Genomic DNA, 17026 nt, shown 5'->3' with positions numbered 1-17026 from the left:
ACGGAGCTGTGATGACAATACACATGCAAAAAATAAAAAGCCCAGCCCTGGAGGCAATTCACAGTGCAGCAACAGGCCTGTTTGAAGCCGGAGCCCTGAATAAACAGAGCATGCGGGATTTTGACCAATGCTGTCTGGAAGAGGTTAAAGCGCTGGAGGCCGGAGATATCAAAGCGCTGCGCGAAAACCTTAACGTGAGTCAGCCCGTTTTTGCCCGCTACCTCAACACCAGCGTTTCCACGGTGCAGAAATGGGAGAGCGGAGTAAAACGCCCGGGCGGCATTTCACTCAAATTGCTCCACATCGTGCAAAAGCACGGGCTGGAAATATTACTTTAGCGGTGAGGCCGGCCTCACCACTTTCGCAAACTGCGCATTGAGCGGCGCGAGATCGCCGCCGACGCCGGCGACGATGGCCTGGTGCCAGCTTTCAGGCTCCAGCGTATCCCAGTTCAGCAGATAGCCCGCGTGCAGCGCCAGCTGTTCGAAAAAGATGCGCTGTGCCCGCCCGTTACCGGCACGGAACGGATGCAGGACGTAGATTTCACAGTAGTAATGCGCGATGCGTGCCACGAAGGTCTGCGGGTCGAGGTCGCACAGTCCCTCTTCCTCCTCCAGTGCGCTCATCAGCGCATTGCCCTCGTTCTCGATGTACTCACAGTGGCAATAGGGCGTGTCGTCGCGCCAGATGTCGATGGTACGCAGTTCACCGGCCCAGCTGTAGATATCCTGAAACAGCGTGCGGTGAATATGACGCAGGTGCGGCAGGCCAGGCGTGGCCGGTCCGAGCGCCAGCGTGGCCAGCCGCGCCGCGCTGAATGCCAGCTCGGCTTTACGCAATTGCGCCACGTCGTGAATTTCCAGCAGGTTTTTCAGCACGTCATCGTTGTGCCACAAATAGGGATCGCGCACCGCCAGGCTGTTATCCGCCATATTGCCTCCTCAGCGATGCCAGACGATCATCCGCCTGGGCGCTCTCGACGGCAGGTTCATTCAGCGTGTAACCGGCCAGTTTGCAGCTGGCCTGATAATTGGCCGCACGGGTTTGCTGCCACAACGTGATTTTCTGTTTTTCGGTGAGTTTGCTGCTCATAGCGCCTCCGGCAAGCAGGATGTGCCCTAAGTATAAGAGCAAATTTCAGCTTTGCCGGAGCGCGGCAGACGGCGCCACCCAGAGGTGGCGCGCAGAGGGATTACGGCAGGACTTTCGCGGAAGTGATAACAATCGGTTTTGACGGCACATTCTGGTATGGCCCGACATCTTTGGTCGGCACCTGGGCGATCTTGTCGATCACATCCATGCCTTTCACCACTTTACCAAACACCGCATAGCCGAAGTCGCGCTGGCCATGGTCAAGAAAAGCGTTGTCCGCCACGTTCAGGAAGAACTGGCTGGTCGCACTGTCTTTCTCAGCGGTACGCGCCATGGAAATGGTGCCACGCAGGTTGCGCAGGCCGTTATCCGCTTCGTTTTTGATCGGCGCGTTGGTCTGCTTCTGCTGCATATCCGCCGTGAAGCCGCCGCCCTGAATCATGAAACCCGGGATCACACGATGGAAAATGGTGTTGTTGTAGAAGCCGTTATTCACGTAATCCACAAAGTTTTTTACTGAAACCGGGGCTTTCTGATTATCCAGTTCAAGTTCGATATTGCCCGCAGAGGTGGTGAGCAGCACGTGCGTATCCCCTTTCGCCGCCAGAGCCGAAGCAGATACAGAAGAGAGCGCTAACAGGGCAACCGCCGCTGTCAAAGTACGTTTAAGCATGAAAGATTCCTTACCTTGGAGAGCAAGCTCAAAAACGAGATTGATTGTAAAGAGCATGTAATACAAGAGCCAGCGTTTTACCTATATTTACGCTGATGTTGCTATCGTCATACTTTTCCCATCGCGCAATCATTTGCGTGACGAAAATCACACTATTAATGAAATATTTCTCGCACGTTTCACTGCTTGTTTATTACGATCACAGATCCATTTACAATTCATGACACTTTTTGCCACGTCGGCGCATCACAGGTTCAGAACATGACAAACCGTAATCGCATTGGCCTTACCTGGATCAGCTTTTTCTCCTATGCGCTCACCGGCGCACTGGTGATCGTTACCGGTATGGTGCTGGATAATATTGCCCAGTATTTCCAGCTGCCCATCTCCGAGATGAGCAACACCTTCACTTTCCTTAACGCTGGTATTCTGGCGGCGGTGTTCCTGAACGCCTGGCTGATGGTGATTGTGCCACTCAAGCGCCAGCTGATCTTTGGCTTTGTGCTGATGATCCTCGCCGTGGCCGGGCTGATGACCAGCCATAACCTCACGGTGTTCTCGCTGTGCATGTTCGTGCTCGGCGTGGTCAGCGGTATCACCATGTCGATCGGCACCTTCCTGATTACCCATCTGTACGATGGTCGCCAGCGCGGTTCCCGTCTGCTATTTACCGACTCGTTCTTTAGCATGGCGGGCACCATCTTCCCGATTATCGCGGGCATTCTGCTGGCGCGCGCGCTGCCGTGGTACTGGGTTTACGCCTGCATTGGCGTGATCTACGTGGCGATCTTCATCCTGACGCTGATGGTCGAGTTCCCGGTACTGAAGAGCGAAGCCGCGGTGCAGGGCGGCGAAAAAGAGAAGTGGGGCATCGGCGTGCTGTTCCTGTCGATCGCGGCACTGTGCTACATCCTCGGCCAGCTCGGCTTCATCTCCTGGGTGCCGGAATACGCCACCAAATCAATGGGCATGGATATCGCCGCCGCCGGTCAGCTGGTCGGTAACTTCTGGACCGCCTATATGGTCGGCATGTGGGCGTTCAGCTTCCTGCTGCGCTTCTTCGACCTGCAACGCATTCTGGTGGTGCTGGCGCTGCTGGCCACCGGCCTGATGTTCTGGTTCGTGAAAACCACCGATGCCAGCATGCTGCACTGGATCATTATGTCGCTTGGCTTCTTCTCCAGCGCCATTTACACCACCATCATCACGCTGGGCTCGCTGCAGACCAAAGCGTCATCGCCGAAGCTGGTGAACTTCATCCTCACCTGCGGCACCGTCGGCACCATGCTGACCTTCGTGGTCACCGGCCCGATCGTGGCGAAAGGCGGTGCCCACGCGGCGCTGTCCACCGCGAACGCGCTGTACGCGGTGGTGTTCGTGATGTGTGTGCTGCTCGGCTTTGTCACCAAACATCGCCAGCACGCTCACCAGACCGCCTGATCCCCGAGCGGCGCGAAGCCTCGCGCCGCTATTCCCCTTCCCGCTCCCTTAACGCCGGAACGTCACCGCTTCGGTAGCGCCGAGATAAATTTCACTGCTTGCCGGCTGTGTGGCCGCCACCAGCACGCCCTTACGCAGCGAATAGCGCACCGGCACCTGACGGCGCAGCGCATCGAACCCGTTATCAGCAGGCAAAATAATCAGGCTGGCCGCGTTGCCCACCTGCACGCCATAATCCGCCAGCTGCATGGTTTTGGCACTGTTGTGCGTGATGAGTTGCAGACCGCTGTCGATCTGCTCATAGCCCATCAACTGACAGACGTGCAGCCCCATGTGCAGCACCTGCAGCATGCTGGCGGTGCCGAGCGGATACCAGGGATCGAACACATCATCATGGCCGAAGCAGACGTTGATACCCGCCTCCAGCAGCTCTTTCACCCGCGTCACGCCGCGCCGTTTCGGGTAGCTGTCAAAGCGTCCCTGCAGATGAATATTCACCAGCGGATTGGCGACAAAGTTAATCTGCGACAGCTTCAGCAGGCGGAACAGCCGCGAGGTATAGGCGTTATTGTACGAATGCATCGCCGTGGTGTGGCTGGCGGTGACGCGCGCGCCCATGCCCTCGCGGTGCGCCAGCGCCGCCACGGTTTCGACAAAGCGTGACTGCTCATCATCAATCTCGTCACAGTGCACGTCCACCAGCCGGTCATAGCGCTGCGCCAGCGCAAACGCCTTGTGCAGCGATTCGACGCCATATTCGCGGGTAAATTCATAATGCGGGATCGCGCCCACCACGTCAGCACCGAGGCGCAGCGCCTCTTCCAGCAGCGCTTCGCCGTTGGGATAAGAGAGAATGCCCTCCTGCGGAAAGGCCACGATCTGGATATCGATCCACGGCGCCATCTCCGCTTTCACCTCCAGCATCGCGGTTAAGGCGGTCAGCGTGGGATCGGACACATCCACGTGGGTACGCACGTGCTGAATGCCGTTGGCAATTTGCCACTTCAGCGTCTGCCGCGCGCGCTGCTTCACATCCTCATGGCTGAGCAGTGCCTTGCGTTCAGCCCAGCGCTCAATGCCTTCAAACAGCGTGCCGGACTGATTCCACGCCGGTTCGCCAGCGGTTTGCGTGGTGTCGAGATGAATATGCGGCTCGATAAACGGCGCGCTCGCCAGGCCACCGGCGGCATCCAGCGCATCCGGCTGGGCGGCCGCGTGCGGCGGCTGCGGAATAATGGCGCTGATGTTGCCGTGGCGAATTTCGATCTGCCATAAACCCGGTTGGCCTGCCAGGCGCAGGTTGTTTATCCACTTAAACGCTTGCTGGGTCATATCCTTCTCCGCTGAAAACGCAACATCTTAAGCTAGCACGAAAAACGGCCGCGCCGCTGGCAACTTTTCTGCCGCCATTGGGTAATTTTCAACCAAATAAAAGACTTAGATAAAAACGCGTAAAATCAGCAACATACCTCTAAATGGGTATATAAAGCCGCAGTTGATGTACGTCAATAAGCGCCAGAAACAGCGCGCTAAGGTAGGCGCAGATCCCGCAAATTTTGAGGCAAGCATGAGCAAGCACAGTGTCGTTATTATTGGCAACGGCATGGTTGGCCACCGCTTTATCGAAGAACTGATCGACAAAGCCGCCCCTGAGCAGTTCGCGATAACCGTTTTCTGTGAAGAGCCCCGCGTCGCCTATGACCGCGTCCATCTCTCCGCCTATTTTTCCCACCACACCGCCGAAGAACTCTCACTGGTGCGCGAAGGCTACTACGAAAAGCATCAGGTCAATCTGCTGCTCGGCGAGCGCGCCATTACCCTCAACCGTGAGGAAAAGCTGATTCACTCCAACACCGGTCGTGCGGTGCATTACGACACGCTGATTCTGGCCACCGGTTCTTATCCGTGGATCCCGCCGATCGCCGGCGCGGAGGGCAGCGACTGCTTTGTCTATCGCACCATCGAAGATCTCAACGCCATTGAAGCCTGCGCGCGCCGCAGCAAACGCGGTGCGGTGATTGGCGGCGGTCTGCTCGGACTGGAAGCGGCGGGCGCGCTGAAAAATCTCGGCATTGAAACGCACGTGATTGAATATGCGCCGGTGCTGATGGCGGAACAGCTGGATACACAGGGCGGCGAACAGCTGCGGCGTAAGATCGAACAGATGGGCGTGCAGGTCCATACCGGCAAAAATACCCGGCAGATTGTGCATCACGCTAAAGGCGGTAAAACGCTGGCGTTCGCCGATGGCAGCGCGCTCGACGTCGACTTTATCGTGTTCTCCACCGGCATTCGCCCGCAGGATAAGCTGGCGCAACAGTGCGGCCTGGCGCTCGGCCAGCGCGGTGGCGTTGCCATCAACGATCGCTGCCAGACCAGCGATGCGGCGATCTACGCGATTGGGGAATGCGCCGCCTGGCAGGATCGGATTTACGGTCTGGTGGCGCCGGGCTACAAAATGGCGCAGGTCGCCAGCGATGCGCTGGTCGGGCGTGACAGCGTCTTTGCCGGAGCCGATATGAGCGCCAAACTCAAGCTGCTGGGCGTGGATGTCGGCGGCATTGGCGATGCACATGGCCGCACGCCGGGCGCGCGCAGTTACATCTGGCTCGATGAACAGCAGCACGTGTATAAGCGCCTGATCGTCAGCGAAGACAACAAAACTCTGCTCGGCGCGGTGCTGGTGGGCGACACCAGCGACTACGGCAATCTGCTGCAGCTGGCGCTCAATCACATCGCCTTACCGGAAAACCCGGCGCTGCTGATTCTGCCGGCGGGCAGCGGCGAAAAACCGGCGCTGGGCGTCGATTCGCTGCCGGACAGCGCGCAGATCTGCTCCTGCTTTGACGTCAGCAAAGGCGATATCGTTAACGCGGTGCAGGCGGGTTGCCACACCGTGGCGGCGCTGAAAGCCGAAACCCGCGCCGGTACCGGCTGCGGCGGCTGTATCCCGTTGATTACGCAAGTGCTGAACGCTGAGCTGAGCCGTCAGGGCATCGAAGTCAATCATCACCTGTGCGAGCATTTCGCCTATTCGCGCCAGGAGCTGTATCACCTGATCCGCGTGGAGGAGATCAAGTCGTTTGACGCGCTGCTGGCGAAGTATGGCCAGGGTTACGGCTGTGAAGTGTGTAAACCGACCGTCGGATCGCTGCTGGCCTCCTGCTGGAACGAATACATCCTCAAGCCGCAGCATACGCCGCTGCAAGACAGCAACGATCTCTATCTCGGCAACATCCAGAAAGATGGCACCTACTCGGTGATTCCGCGCACCGCCGGCGGTGAAATCACGCCGCAGGGGCTGATGACGCTGGGCGAAGTGGCGCGGCAATACAATCTTTACACCAAAATCACCGGCTCACAGCGCATCGGCCTGTTCGGGGCGCAGCGCGACGACCTGCCGGCGATCTGGTCACAGCTGATTGCCGCCGGCTTTGAAACCGGACAGGCTTATGCCAAAGCGCTGCGCATGGCGAAAACCTGCGTCGGCAGCAGCTGGTGCCGCTATGGCGTTGGCGACAGCCTCGGCTTCGGCATTGAGCTGGAAAATCGCTACAAAGGCATCCGCACGCCGCACAAGATGAAGTTTGGCGTCTCTGGCTGTACCCGTGAATGCGCCGAAGCGCAGGGCAAAGATGTCGGCGTCATCGCCACCGAAAAAGGCTGGAACCTGTACGTGTGCGGCAACGGCGGCATGAAACCGCGCCACGCCGATCTGCTGGCGGCTGACCTCGACCGCGACACGCTGCTGCAGTATCTCGACCGCTTCATGATGTTTTACATCCGCACCGGCGACCGCCTGCAGCGCACTTCGCTGTGGCTGGAGAGCATGGACGGCGGCATCGACTATCTGCGCAGCGTGATTATCGACGATCGGCTCGGCCTTAACGCGCAGCTGGAGCAGGAGCTGACGCGTCTGCGCGCTGACGTCCGCTGTGAATGGACCGCCACGGTTAACGACCCGCAGCAGCAGGCGCACTTCGCCACGTTTATTAACAGCCCGCAGCGCGACCCGCTGGTGCAGCACGTCAGTGAACGCGAGCAGCATCGCCCGGCGCGTCCGGCGGAGCGCATCGCGATTACCCTGATCGAGGAGGCTGACGCATGAGCCAGTGGTACACCGTATGTGAACTCACACAAATCCTGCCCGCTACCGGCGTGTGCGCGCTGGTTAACGGCCAGCAGATCGCCATCTTTCGCCTGCGCGACGATGCGCAGCTGTACGCCCTGAGCAACATCGACCCGTTTGCTGAGGCCAGCGTGTTATCGCGCGGCCTGATCGCCGAACACCAGCACACGCTGTGGGTCGCCAGCCCGCTGAAAAAACAGCGTTTTCGCCTGAGCGATGGCGTTTGTCTGGAAGATGAAAGCCGCTCGGTGGCGAGCTATGCGGTGCGCGTCAGCAACGGCCAGGTCGAAGTCTGCGCCTGACAGAATTCCTACACTTTATGAGACGTCACTATGTTTTCTGACACCCTGAACACCTGCGCCGCCAATGCGGCGCGCATTGTACGCACCGCGCAGCACAGCCCGCTGGCCTTCTGGATCGGATCGGCGATGGCCGGCGCTTACGTTGGCCTGGCGATCATCCTGATCTTCACCCTCGGTAACCTGGCGGACCCGGCATATCGTCCACTGCTGATGGGCGCCACCTTCGGTATTGCCCTGACGCTGGTGATCATCGCCGGTTCCGAGCTGTTTACCGGTCATACCATGTTCCTCACCGTGGGCGTCAAAGCCGGCACCATCAGCCACGGCCAGATGTGGTGCGTGCTGCCGCAAACCTGGCTGGGTAACCTGATCGGCTCAGTGTTTGTCGCCCTGCTCTACTACTACGCCGCTGGTGCGCTGCTGCCGAACGCCGGCTCGCTGATCCACAGCGTAGCGCTGGCAAAAACCACGCAGACGGCGATGGCGCTGTTCTTTAAAGGCGCGCTGTGCAACTGGCTGGTGTGTCTGGCGATCTGGATGGCGGTGCGCAGCGAAGGGGCCGCGAAGTTCATCGCTATCTGGTGGTGCCTGCTGGCGTTTATCGCCTCCGGTTACGAGCACTCCATCGCCAACATGACGGTATTTGCGCTGTCGTGGTTTGGTCAGCACAGCGCCGACCTGACGCTGAGCGGCATCGGCCACAACCTGCTGTGGGTGACGCTCGGCAATATGTTCTCCGGCATGGTGCTGATGGGCCTGGGCTACTGGTATGCCACGCCGCAGGCGCAGCGCCCGCAGACGCAAGCCCAGGCTTCGCCGCTGAAATCGGTATAATCCCTTCCACAGCCCGCACCGTGCGGGCTTTTTTTCAGGATTCGCTATGGATTACTTTCCGCTGTTTTGTCGGCTGCAAGGCAAGCGTTGTTTACTGGTTGGCGCAGGCGATGTGGCTGAACGTAAAGCGCGTTTGCTGCTGGAGGCCGGCGCAGAGCTGTACGTCGGCGCGCGGGATTTTTCCCCGGCGTTTCAGCTGTGGGCTCAACAGGGAAAAGTGACGTTACTGCACGGCGCATTCACCGATGACTGGCTGAATGAATGCTGGCTGGCGATTGCGGCCACCAGCGATGATGCCGTCAATCAGCAGGTGGCTGACGCCGCCGAACAGCGCCGCCTCTTCTGTAACCTGGTGGATGCGCCGCAGCAGGCCAGCGCCATTATGCCGTCGATCGTCGACCGCTCGCCGCTGATGATCGCCGTCTCTTCCGGTGGTCGCGCGCCGGTGCTGGCGCGTCTGCTGCGCGAGAAGCTGGAGGCGATGCTGCCCCAGCATCTCGGCGAACTGGCTGCGCTGGCGGGCTCACTGCGCGAGCGCGTGAAGCAGCATTTTAGCGCCATGGCGCCACGCCGCGCCTTCTGGGAGCGCTTCTTTACCAGCGATCGGCTGGCCCAAACGCTGGCCAACGGCGATCGGGCACGCGCGGCCGCACAGGTCGATGCCTTGTTTGCGGCGCCGCTGACGCAGCAGGGCGAAGTCGTGCTGGTGGGTGCCGGGCCGGGTGATGCCGGTCTGCTGACGCTGAAAGGGTTGCAGGCTATCCAGCAGGCTGATGTGGTGGTGTATGACCGGCTGGTATCGGAGCCGATTCTTAATCTGGTGCGGCGCGATGCCGAACGCCTCTTCGTGGGTAAACAGGCGGGCCATCACTGCGTGCCGCAGGAACAAATCAACCAGCTGCTGCTGGAGCAGGCGCAGCGCGGCAAGCGTGTGGTGCGCCTCAAAGGCGGCGATCCCTTTATTTTTGGCCGCGGCGGCGAAGAGCTGGAGGTGCTGGCGCAGCATAACATCCCATTCAGCGTGGTGCCGGGCATCACCGCCGCCTCCGGCTGTGCCGCCTACAGCGGTATTCCCCTCACCCACCGCGACCATGCCCAGAGCGTGCGCTTCGTCACCGGCCATCTGCAGCAGCACGGCGAAATGGAGTGGGGCAAACTGGCGGCGGAACAGCAGACGCTGGTGTTTTATATGGGCCTCAGCCAGGCGGCCGACATTCAGCAGCAGCTGTTACGGCACGGGATGGACGCAGCGATGCCGGTGGCTATCGTGCAGCACGGCACCACGCCGCAGCAGCGCGTCGCCTGCGCCACGCTGCAGGAGCTGGCGACGCTGGCACAGCAGTTTGCCAGTCCGGCGCTGATCATTGTGGGCCGCGTGGTCAGCCTGCGCACGCAGCTGCGCTGGTTCTGATGCGGTAAAACACTGTACAGCGCTGCGCTTTGCCGCCAGACTGAGCAGCCAAATCAATCACAAGGAGTTTCCATGCGCATTATTTCTCTGGCCGCGGCGCTGCTGATGCCGCTGAGCGTGGCGGTGAGTGCCGCCCCGGTGACGTGGTCAACGGTCACGGGCGAATGGCAGGTGGTTGCCGTGACGCCGAAAAAGGAGAACGGCCAGATTTACATCAAAAACGATCCGCAGTTTATGGGCGCGCGCGTGGCGTTTAAACCCAATGCGATTAGCTGGACGCGCGGTACTGCCGAACGCGGCATCAATCCGGCGACCGACAATTGCCAGGGCAAACCGCGCCTGAGTGCCGCCAGCGGGGCCGGACAGGATCGTGATTTCAGCTTTCGCTATGGCTTCAACGTGCACTGTGGCAATCAGGCGTGGGGACCGGCACCGGGCGCGGTACTGAGCGTGCTGGCCGACGGCAACGCGCGGCTATTCTGGGATGGCGCAGAGCTGACGCTGCATCGGGTGAAGTAAAGCCTGCGGGGCGCGTTGTGCTGCGCCCCGGCAAACCGGCTTATGGCTGCGCCACGAAGCCTACGGCGTCATACACTTTCTTCAGCGTTTCCTGGGCATGCGCACGGGCTTTCGCTGCGCCATCGCGCATTACCTGGTTGAGGAACGCTTCGTCATTGCGGAAACGATGATAACGCTCCTGCAGCTCAGTCAGCATCTCAGACACAGCATCTGCCACCGCGCCTTTCAGGTGACCATACATTTTGCCTTCGAACTCCTGCTCCAGCTGCGCAATCGACTTACCGGTCACGCCTGACAGGATATCCAGCAGGTTAGACACGCCCGCTTTCTCTTTGATGTCGTAACGCACCACCGGCGGCTCTTCCGAGTCGGTCACTGCACGCTTAATCTTCTTCACCACCGATTTGGTGTCTTCCAGCAGACCAATCACGTTGTTGCGGTTGTCATCGGATTTCGACATCTTCTTCGTCGGCTCCAGCAGTGACATCACGCGCGCGCCGGACTTCGGAATAAACGGTTCAGGAATTTTAAACACGTCGCCATACAGCGCATTGAAGCGCGCGGCGATATCGCGGCTCAGCTCAAGGTGCTGCTTCTGGTCTTCGCCGACCGGCACCTGGTTAGTCTGATACAGCAGAATATCGGCCGCCATCAGCACCGGATAATCGAACAGGCCGGCGTTGATGTTCTCTTCGTAACGTGCCGATTTGTCCTTGAACTGCGTCATGCGGCTCAGCTCGCCGAAGTAGGCGTAGCAGTTCAGCACCCAGCTCAGCTGGGCGTGCTCCGGTACGTGCGACTGCACGAAGATGGTGCTTTTTTCCGGATCGATACCGCAGGCAAGGTACAGCGCCAGCGTATCCAGCGTGGCTTTGCGCAGCGCGGCCGGGTCCTGACGAACGGTGATGGCGTGCAGATCGACGATGCAGTAAATGCAGTGGAAATCATCCTGCATCTGCACCCACTGACGCAGCGCACCCATGTAGTTGCCAATGGTCAGTTCACCGGAAGGCTGGGCGCCGCTGAAAACGATGGGTTTGCTCATGTTATGTCCTGATAATCACAGCCCGAGAACGGGCAAAAGTTCGCTAAAAGTATCGAGTGTTAAATCGGGCTGGCTGGTGGCAATCGGCTCACCGTAGTTGTAGCCGAAGGTCATCGCAACGTTTGGCACGCCCGCCGCCTGGGCAGCGAGAATATCATTGCGCGAATCACCGACAAACAGCAATTGTCCTGGAAGCACGCCGAAACGGCCGAGAACGAGGAAAATCGCCGCCGGATGTGGTTTTTTCACCACAACATCGTCGCCGCCGATGATCAGAGAAAAGTAGTCGGCAATGCCGAGCGACTGCAGCAGCGGAGCAACAAACGGTGTGGGTTTGTTGGTGACGATGGCCAGCGGCAGACCGCTGGCATGCAGCGCAGCCAGCGTCTCCTGCACCTGTGGAAACAGCGTACTGCCGGCTTCCACCGTTGCGGCGTAATGCTTGTCGAACAGCGCACGCGCGTCGCGCTGCTCGTCGGCCTGCGGCTCACGGCCCAGCGCCCAGCTGAGCGCCCGCGCCATCATGATGTCCGCACCGTTGCCAATCCAGGTTGAGACGCGCTCAACGCCCGCGGGCGGCAGCTGCAAATCGGCCAGCGCCAGATCGATCGCCTGTGCCAGGCCTGGCGCGCTGTGCACCAGCGTGCCATCGAGATCGAACGCCAGCGCGCGGATATCAGTGAAATGAGCCATTAACTTTCTCCAGTTCGCTGCGCATCTCATCGATCACCTTCTTGTAATCCGGATGACCGAAGATCGCCGAGCCGGCAACAAACATATCGGCACCGGCCGCCGCGATCTGACCGATGTTATCGATCTTCACGCCGCCATCCACTTCCAGACGGATTTGATAACCGCTCTGGTCAATGCGACGACGCGCTTCGCGCAGTTTATCCAGCGTGCCCGGAATAAAGGACTGGCCGCCGAAACCTGGGTTGACCGACATCAGCAGAATGATGTCGAGCTTATCCATCACGTAATCGAGATAGCTGAGCGGCGTTGCCGGATTGAACACCAGACCGGCTTTACAGCCGTGCTCTTTGATCAGCTGCAGCGTACGGTCAACGTGCTCGCTGGCTTCGGGATGGAAAGTAATGAAGCTGGCACCCGCTTTGGCGAATTCCGGGATCAGCGCATCGACCGGTTTGACCATCAGATGCACATCGATGGGCGCGGTGATGCCGTAATCGCGCAGCGCTTTCAGCACCATTGGCCCCATGGTCAGATTGGGAACATAGTGGTTATCCATCACATCGAAATGCACCACGTCGCCACCGGCTTCCAGCGCTTTAGCGGTATCTTCGCCCAGGCGGGCAAAATCAGCGGCAAGGATTGATGGGGCCAGTAAAAATTGTTTCATCCGAATCTCCCAATTTTGTGCGCCAGCCGGAGCTGGCGTGATGCGTTGGTCGCGGACGAAACAGGCTAGCGGAAAAGCGCCAGCAGTTCGTCAACCTGAGTGCGACCACTTATGCTTCGGCTGATGGAACGCCGGGCTTTAACTACGTGTAAATCCGCATGCTGATACCACTCGCGCGTCAGCAGGGTATCGTGGTTTGAAATCAGTACCGGGATGCGGCTCTCCTGCGCCAGCTTACTGGCCAGTTCCGCCAGATGCTGCTGCTCGCGCAGGCTAAAGCTGTTGGTGTGGTAAGCGGTAAAATTAGCCGTCGCCGACAGCGGCGCGTACGGCGGATCGCAATAAACCACTGAGCCTGCAGGGGCGTTGCCCAGAGTAACATCGTACGATTCACAGACAAAGGTGGCTTTTTGCGCGCGCTCGGCGAACCATAACAGTTCGGCTTCCGGGAAGTACGGCTTACGATAGCGACCAAAGGGCACATTAAATTCACCGCGCAGATTGTAACGGCACAGGCCGTTGTAACCGTGGCGGTTAAGATAAAGAAACAGCACGGCGCGCTGATAGGTATCCGTGCTGGCGTTGAACGCCGTACGCTGGGCGTAATAGGTTTCCGCCGTATTGCCGCTGGCGCTGAACAGCTGGCGCGCGTCTTCAATAAACGAGGCGGTGCGCGTTTTGACGATATTGTAGAGATTGATCAGATCACCGTTGATGTCCGCCAGGTGATAACGGTCATAATCGGTGTTGAGGAATACGGAACCGGCGCCGACAAAAGGTTCGATTAAACAATCACCTTGTGGCAGATGACGACGGATATCGTCAAGCAGCGGGTATTTCCCTCCGGCCCATTTCAGGAAAGCGCGATTTTTCTTCATGCTGTCGTGGCTATTACATCTTAATTATTGGCTGTGGCGAAACCGACAGCAGATCTGCGCTTAGAACGGGGCCGCAGCAACGCGACCCCACATCACTTACTGGCTCTCTTTCTTCACCTGGCTGAGCGGTTTAACCCACGGGTTCGCCGCACGCACTTCCGCCGGCAGTGAAGCTACCGCACGTTTGGCTTCGGCAGGTGTGGCATAAGTGCCGCTCACCAGCACGTACCACGGCTGGCCGTTACGCGTGGTTTTATACACGTGATAACCGCTCAGATTCTGTTTCTTCGCCCAGGCGTTCAGGCTCGCTTCTTTCGACGCCCCGCTCAGCTGCAGCGTGTAGTTGCCGCCCGATGGCAGCGACTTGCTGGCACCGCCACTGCTGGCCGGTGCGCTGTTGTGCGCGGTGGTGGTGTGCGTTTTGTTCTCTTTCACTGCGGCCGGTTTGCTGGCAGCCGGGGTTTTGTGGCTGCTGCCGCTGCTGGCACCAGGGCTGCGCGGTGGCGTCTCAGCGCGTACCGCCGGCGGCGTGACCGCTTTGCCGGCGCTGCCGCTGACCGTTGCCGGTGCGGTAGGCAGCGAACTGTTGCCCTGTGCGCCCTGCGCCGCGGCATCAACGGAACCCTGCTGATTATTCAGCGCGGTATTGAGATCGCCCGGCAGCGTTACGCGCTGCTGGTTGGCCGGTGTGTCAACCGGTGCTGCCTGAGTCGGCGTGGAGGAGACAGACGGCATGGAGATTGACTGACCGTCACTGCTGGCGGGTGCGGCGTTACCAGCGGTATTCTGCGGCGCACTGCCCTCAGCCGACGGCGTGGCATTCTGCTGGCCGCTCATGGCGGTTGAACCTGACAGGTCGATATTCTTTTCACTGCCGCCGCCAGCCGGTGCCGCGCTACCGGTGCTGGCGCTGTTGCTGGCCGGTTTTTTCTCGTCCGGGCCGGTCAGCGCGGAGCCAATGCCCAGCACCAGAATCAGCAGCACCAGAATGCCGATGCCCATCATCATATGCTGACGGGAAACCGGTACTTTCGCTTTCGGCGCAGAAGACGATTTGCGAGGCCGCGTGGGACGGCGGTCACTGGCGTCAGGTTTTAACTCGTCTTCCGGTTTGAACTCATCCATTTAGCCTCCTCCGTAAAACGGCACGCTTCCCACGTGCCGCATCACTGCTCACTGTTCCCCCGCCGGACAGCAGCCCGACGTAGTCCGGGGATAATCAAGATACTTTGCAATCGTTAATCGCAGCCAGCACCATATCATGCGCCACGCCGCCACGCACTTCGGAGCGGCCAATAGCGAGAGGCAGCACCAGACGCAGCTCGCCGCCGAGCACTTTTTTATCGCGCATCATGTGCGGCAGATAAGCTTCTGCCGTCATGCTGGCCGGGCCGTTAACCGGCAGGCCAGCACGCTGCAGCAGCGCAATAATGCGGTCAGTATCGGCAGCGCTGAACTGACCCAGACGCTCAGCAGTGCGCGCCGCCATTACCATGCCCGCCGCAACCGCTTCACCGTGCAACCAGTTGCCGTAACCCATATGCGCTTCAATCGCATGGCCAAAAGTATGACCGAGATTGAGCAGCGCACGCAGGCCGGTTTCACGCTCATCGGCCGCCACCACGTCGGCTTTCAGCTCGCAGCAGCGGCGAATGCAGTAAGCCATGGCGGTGTTATCCAGCGCCAGCAGCGCATCAAGATTCTGCTCCAGCCACTGGAAAAATTCACCGTCGAGAATGATGCCGTATTTGATCACTTCCGCCAGACCGGAGGCCAGCTCGCGCGGCGGCAGCGTAGTGAGGCAGTCGGTATCCACGATCACCGAAGCCGGCTGGTAGAAAGCACCGATCATGTTTTTACCGAGGGGATGGTTCACCGCGGTTTTGCCCCCGACCGAGGAGTCAACCTGCGACAGCAAGGTGGTCGGCACCTGAATAAAGCGTACGCCGCGCTGGTAGCTGGCGGCAGCAAAACCGGTCAGATCGCCAATCACGCCACCGCCCAGCGCAATCAGCGTGGTGTCACGGCCGTGCGGCTTCTGCAGTAGCGCGGTGAAAACCTCGTCCATCACCGCCAGCGTTTTGTACTGCTCACCGTCGGGCAGAATCACCTGATCCACTTTCACCCCGGCGTTGCTCAGCAGCGTCGCGAGTTTGTCCAGATAGATCGGTGCCAGCGTCTGATTCGTCACCAGCATGGCATTGTCGCCGGCTTTCAGCGGCCAAAAAGAAGCCGGATCGTTAAACAGTCCGGCAGCGATGGTGATGGGGTAACTGCGATCCCCCAGTGAGACAGTGATCTTCTCCATGATGACCGATACCTATTGCTGAGCCCTCAGGGTGCTGGATTAATTTTTTTCCAGCATGTTGATGATCTGATTGGCGACAACTTTTGCACTTTGATCGTCAGTGCGAATGGTGACGTCAGCGATCTCTTCATAAAGCGGATTACGTTCGCCAGCCAGCGCTTCCAGTACTTCGCGCGGCGGTTCGTCAACCTGCAGCAGCGGACGCTTTTTATCACGCTGAGTGCGGGCAAGTTGCTTTTCGATGGTGGTTTCGAGGTAGACGACCACACCGCGGGCGGAGAGACGATTACGGGTTTCACGGGATTTGACGGAGCCGCCACCGGTCGCCAGGACAATGCCCTGTTTCTCGGTCAGCTCGTTGATGATTTTCTCTTCACGATCGCGAAAACCGGCTTCGCCTTCCACATCAAATACCCAGCCTACATCCGCTCCGGTACGTCGCTCAATTTCCTGATCGGAATCGAAAAATTCCATATTGAGTTGCTGAGCTAACTGACGACCAATAGTGCTTTTGCCGGCACCCATCGGCCCAACCAGAAAGATATTGCGTTTCTCTGCCATTTTGTCGGTATTACTAAGAATTCGTTGATGATACCCCGCGTTCAGCACATTGCTGGCGGGACAGGAACTGAGACCTCATGAGCGTTAGCAAGAGTCAGACGGAAAATTATCTCAACACTCATGGCCGTTTGGCAACCGAATAAATTGCCCCCGGCGACCTTCAAACAGGACCGGTCTGTGGTTCGCGAGACGGTAACGCTCTTCCTTTTTTGCCATCCTTGTGCGCGCTACAGGTGCGCTGGCTGGGCCTGTCGCTCCCGACAGCTTACCTGCGTAAACTGTGGAATAGGTGCCGTTGCTGACGTCCTGTACCACCCAAAATTCGGGCATATTTCTTTCGATGTCAGTATCGCTTGTCACTGACACCCGCCGGAAGGTTATCCTGCCGCGTTCCGTTACACCGTTTTAAAATCGCTAAACCTTGTATGCTAATTCCTGCCCTGCGTCAACGCAGTTGGTCATATGGAGCGAATT

At 59.1% G+C, this 17026-nt stretch carries 18 protein-coding genes; 7 read left to right on the top strand and 11 right to left on the bottom strand.

Annotated elements, in window-relative coordinates:
* The first annotated feature begins 11 nt into the window (after window positions 1–11).
* The gene (locus tag ABVR31_RS01610) at window positions 12–338 is read left to right on the top strand and encodes a DNA-binding transcriptional regulator (RefSeq protein ID WP_222951542.1); all 327 of its coding nucleotides are present in this window, start codon (window positions 12–14) and stop codon (window positions 336–338) included.
* On the opposite strand, the gene ABVR31_RS01605 is transcribed toward ABVR31_RS01610, so the two are convergent.
* The 3 genes from ABVR31_RS01605 to ppiA all read right to left on the bottom strand — a co-directional run bounded on the left by ABVR31_RS01605 (window position 330) and on the right by ppiA (window position 1765).
* Window positions 330–932, bottom strand: coding sequence for a putative adenosine monophosphate-protein transferase Fic (locus ABVR31_RS01605; protein WP_222951541.1), 603 nt, complete (start codon window positions 930–932; stop codon window positions 330–332). The two genes, ABVR31_RS01610 and ABVR31_RS01605, sit on opposite strands and share 9 nt — an antisense overlap.
* A complete protein-coding gene (locus tag ABVR31_RS01600; protein WP_021507436.1) occupies window positions 922–1092 on the bottom strand; it encodes a YhfG family protein in 171 nt (56 codons plus the stop codon). The genes ABVR31_RS01605 and ABVR31_RS01600 overlap by 11 nt, the downstream gene beginning before the upstream one ends.
* Window positions 1093–1192: 100 nt before the next feature.
* Window positions 1193–1765: a peptidylprolyl isomerase A gene (ppiA, locus tag ABVR31_RS01595; protein ID WP_021507435.1), complete on the bottom strand. Its 573-nt coding sequence runs from the start codon at window positions 1763–1765 to the stop codon at window positions 1193–1195.
* A gap of 261 nt (window positions 1766–2026) precedes the next feature.
* Between ppiA and tsgA the strand changes: the two genes are divergently transcribed.
* Window positions 2027–3205 (top strand): MFS transporter TsgA, encoded by a 1179-nt coding sequence (gene tsgA, locus ABVR31_RS01590; protein WP_021507434.1) that lies wholly within the window; start codon window positions 2027–2029, stop codon window positions 3203–3205.
* Between the two features lie 48 nt (window positions 3206–3253).
* Here the strand turns inward: tsgA and ABVR31_RS01585 are convergent, their stop codons facing one another.
* Window positions 3254–4537 (bottom strand): cytosine deaminase, encoded by a 1284-nt coding sequence (locus ABVR31_RS01585; protein WP_058759296.1) that lies wholly within the window; start codon window positions 4535–4537, stop codon window positions 3254–3256.
* A 235-nt stretch (window positions 4538–4772) separates the two neighbouring features.
* Between ABVR31_RS01585 and nirB the strand changes: the two genes are divergently transcribed.
* From nirB to ABVR31_RS01560, 5 genes are all read left to right on the top strand, one after another.
* Window positions 4773–7313 (top strand): nitrite reductase large subunit NirB, encoded by a 2541-nt coding sequence (gene nirB / locus ABVR31_RS01580; RefSeq protein WP_372771733.1) that lies wholly within the window; start codon window positions 4773–4775, stop codon window positions 7311–7313.
* The gene (gene nirD, locus ABVR31_RS01575; protein WP_372771732.1) at window positions 7310–7636 is read left to right on the top strand and encodes a nitrite reductase small subunit NirD; all 327 of its coding nucleotides are present in this window, start codon (window positions 7310–7312) and stop codon (window positions 7634–7636) included. The genes nirB and nirD overlap by 4 nt, the downstream gene beginning before the upstream one ends.
* Window positions 7637–7666: 30 nt before the next feature.
* Window positions 7667–8470, top strand: coding sequence for a nitrite transporter NirC (gene nirC / locus ABVR31_RS01570; RefSeq protein ID WP_058780172.1), 804 nt, complete (start codon window positions 7667–7669; stop codon window positions 8468–8470).
* Between the two features lie 46 nt (window positions 8471–8516).
* Window positions 8517–9881 (top strand): siroheme synthase CysG, encoded by a 1365-nt coding sequence (cysG, locus tag ABVR31_RS01565; protein WP_222951539.1) that lies wholly within the window; start codon window positions 8517–8519, stop codon window positions 9879–9881.
* A 72-nt stretch (window positions 9882–9953) separates the two neighbouring features.
* Window positions 9954–10400, top strand: a complete 447-nt coding sequence (locus tag ABVR31_RS01560; protein WP_058759299.1) for a hypothetical protein — start codon at window positions 9954–9956, stop codon at window positions 10398–10400.
* A 40-nt stretch (window positions 10401–10440) separates the two neighbouring features.
* Here ABVR31_RS01560 and trpS read toward each other — a convergent pair whose 3' ends face one another.
* The 7 genes from trpS to aroK all read right to left on the bottom strand — a co-directional run bounded on the left by trpS (window position 10441) and on the right by aroK (window position 16552).
* Window positions 10441–11445 (bottom strand): tryptophan--tRNA ligase, encoded by a 1005-nt coding sequence (gene trpS / locus ABVR31_RS01555; protein WP_058770971.1) that lies wholly within the window; start codon window positions 11443–11445, stop codon window positions 10441–10443.
* Window positions 11446–11460: 15 nt separating this feature from the next.
* Complete coding sequence (locus ABVR31_RS01550) at window positions 11461–12138, bottom strand: phosphoglycolate phosphatase (RefSeq protein ID WP_021507426.1); 678 nt, start codon at window positions 12136–12138, stop codon at window positions 11461–11463.
* The gene (gene rpe, locus ABVR31_RS01545) at window positions 12122–12805 is read right to left on the bottom strand and encodes a ribulose-phosphate 3-epimerase (protein WP_021507425.1); all 684 of its coding nucleotides are present in this window, start codon (window positions 12803–12805) and stop codon (window positions 12122–12124) included. Before rpe ends, ABVR31_RS01550 begins: the two co-directional genes overlap by 17 nt.
* Window positions 12806–12870: 65 nt before the next feature.
* Window positions 12871–13683 (bottom strand): adenine-specific DNA-methyltransferase, encoded by an 813-nt coding sequence (gene dam, locus ABVR31_RS01540; RefSeq protein WP_021507424.1) that lies wholly within the window; start codon window positions 13681–13683, stop codon window positions 12871–12873.
* 96 nt (window positions 13684–13779) lie between these two features.
* Window positions 13780–14808: an SPOR domain-containing protein gene (locus ABVR31_RS01535; RefSeq protein ID WP_371221911.1), complete on the bottom strand. Its 1029-nt coding sequence runs from the start codon at window positions 14806–14808 to the stop codon at window positions 13780–13782.
* A gap of 94 nt (window positions 14809–14902) precedes the next feature.
* The gene (gene aroB, locus ABVR31_RS01530; RefSeq protein WP_021507422.1) at window positions 14903–15991 is read right to left on the bottom strand and encodes a 3-dehydroquinate synthase; all 1089 of its coding nucleotides are present in this window, start codon (window positions 15989–15991) and stop codon (window positions 14903–14905) included.
* Window positions 15992–16030: 39 nt separating this feature from the next.
* The gene (gene aroK / locus ABVR31_RS01525; RefSeq protein ID WP_010617392.1) at window positions 16031–16552 is read right to left on the bottom strand and encodes a shikimate kinase AroK; all 522 of its coding nucleotides are present in this window, start codon (window positions 16550–16552) and stop codon (window positions 16031–16033) included.
* Window positions 16553–17026: the final 474 nt, after the last annotated feature.

Source organism: Pantoea sp. WEP, from assembly GCF_041678305.1.
Lineage (GTDB): Bacteria > Pseudomonadota > Gammaproteobacteria > Enterobacterales > Enterobacteriaceae > Pantoea > Pantoea dispersa.
This window is presented reverse-complemented; position numbering and strand designations above follow the sequence as displayed.

What these genes read in the sequence shown, in the direction of transcription:
- ABVR31_RS01610 (WP_222951542.1), top strand. Translation starts at nt 12, where the DNA reads ATGACAATACACATGCAAAAAATAAAAAGCCCAGCCCTGGAGGCAATT.
- ABVR31_RS01605 (WP_222951541.1), bottom strand. Translation starts at nt 932, where the DNA reads ATGGCGGATAACAGCCTGGCGGTGCGCGATCCCTATTTGTGGCACAAC.
- ABVR31_RS01600 (WP_021507436.1), bottom strand. Translation starts at nt 1,092, where the DNA reads ATGAGCAGCAAACTCACCGAAAAACAGAAAATCACGTTGTGGCAGCAA.
- ppiA (WP_021507435.1), bottom strand. Translation starts at nt 1,765, where the DNA reads ATGCTTAAACGTACTTTGACAGCGGCGGTTGCCCTGTTAGCGCTCTCT.
- tsgA (WP_021507434.1), top strand. Translation starts at nt 2,027, where the DNA reads ATGACAAACCGTAATCGCATTGGCCTTACCTGGATCAGCTTTTTCTCC.
- ABVR31_RS01585 (WP_058759296.1), bottom strand. Translation starts at nt 4,537, where the DNA reads ATGACCCAGCAAGCGTTTAAGTGGATAAACAACCTGCGCCTGGCAGGC.
- nirB (WP_372771733.1), top strand. Translation starts at nt 4,773, where the DNA reads ATGAGCAAGCACAGTGTCGTTATTATTGGCAACGGCATGGTTGGCCAC.
- nirD (WP_372771732.1), top strand. Translation starts at nt 7,310, where the DNA reads ATGAGCCAGTGGTACACCGTATGTGAACTCACACAAATCCTGCCCGCT.
- nirC (WP_058780172.1), top strand. Translation starts at nt 7,667, where the DNA reads ATGTTTTCTGACACCCTGAACACCTGCGCCGCCAATGCGGCGCGCATT.
- cysG (WP_222951539.1), top strand. Translation starts at nt 8,517, where the DNA reads ATGGATTACTTTCCGCTGTTTTGTCGGCTGCAAGGCAAGCGTTGTTTA.
- ABVR31_RS01560 (WP_058759299.1), top strand. Translation starts at nt 9,954, where the DNA reads ATGCGCATTATTTCTCTGGCCGCGGCGCTGCTGATGCCGCTGAGCGTG.
- trpS (WP_058770971.1), bottom strand. Translation starts at nt 11,445, where the DNA reads ATGAGCAAACCCATCGTTTTCAGCGGCGCCCAGCCTTCCGGTGAACTG.
- ABVR31_RS01550 (WP_021507426.1), bottom strand. Translation starts at nt 12,138, where the DNA reads ATGGCTCATTTCACTGATATCCGCGCGCTGGCGTTCGATCTCGATGGC.
- rpe (WP_021507425.1), bottom strand. Translation starts at nt 12,805, where the DNA reads ATGAAACAATTTTTACTGGCCCCATCAATCCTTGCCGCTGATTTTGCC.
- dam (WP_021507424.1), bottom strand. Translation starts at nt 13,683, where the DNA reads ATGAAGAAAAATCGCGCTTTCCTGAAATGGGCCGGAGGGAAATACCCG.
- ABVR31_RS01535 (WP_371221911.1), bottom strand. Translation starts at nt 14,808, where the DNA reads ATGGATGAGTTCAAACCGGAAGACGAGTTAAAACCTGACGCCAGTGAC.
- aroB (WP_021507422.1), bottom strand. Translation starts at nt 15,991, where the DNA reads ATGGAGAAGATCACTGTCTCACTGGGGGATCGCAGTTACCCCATCACC.
- aroK (WP_010617392.1), bottom strand. Translation starts at nt 16,552, where the DNA reads ATGGCAGAGAAACGCAATATCTTTCTGGTTGGGCCGATGGGTGCCGGC.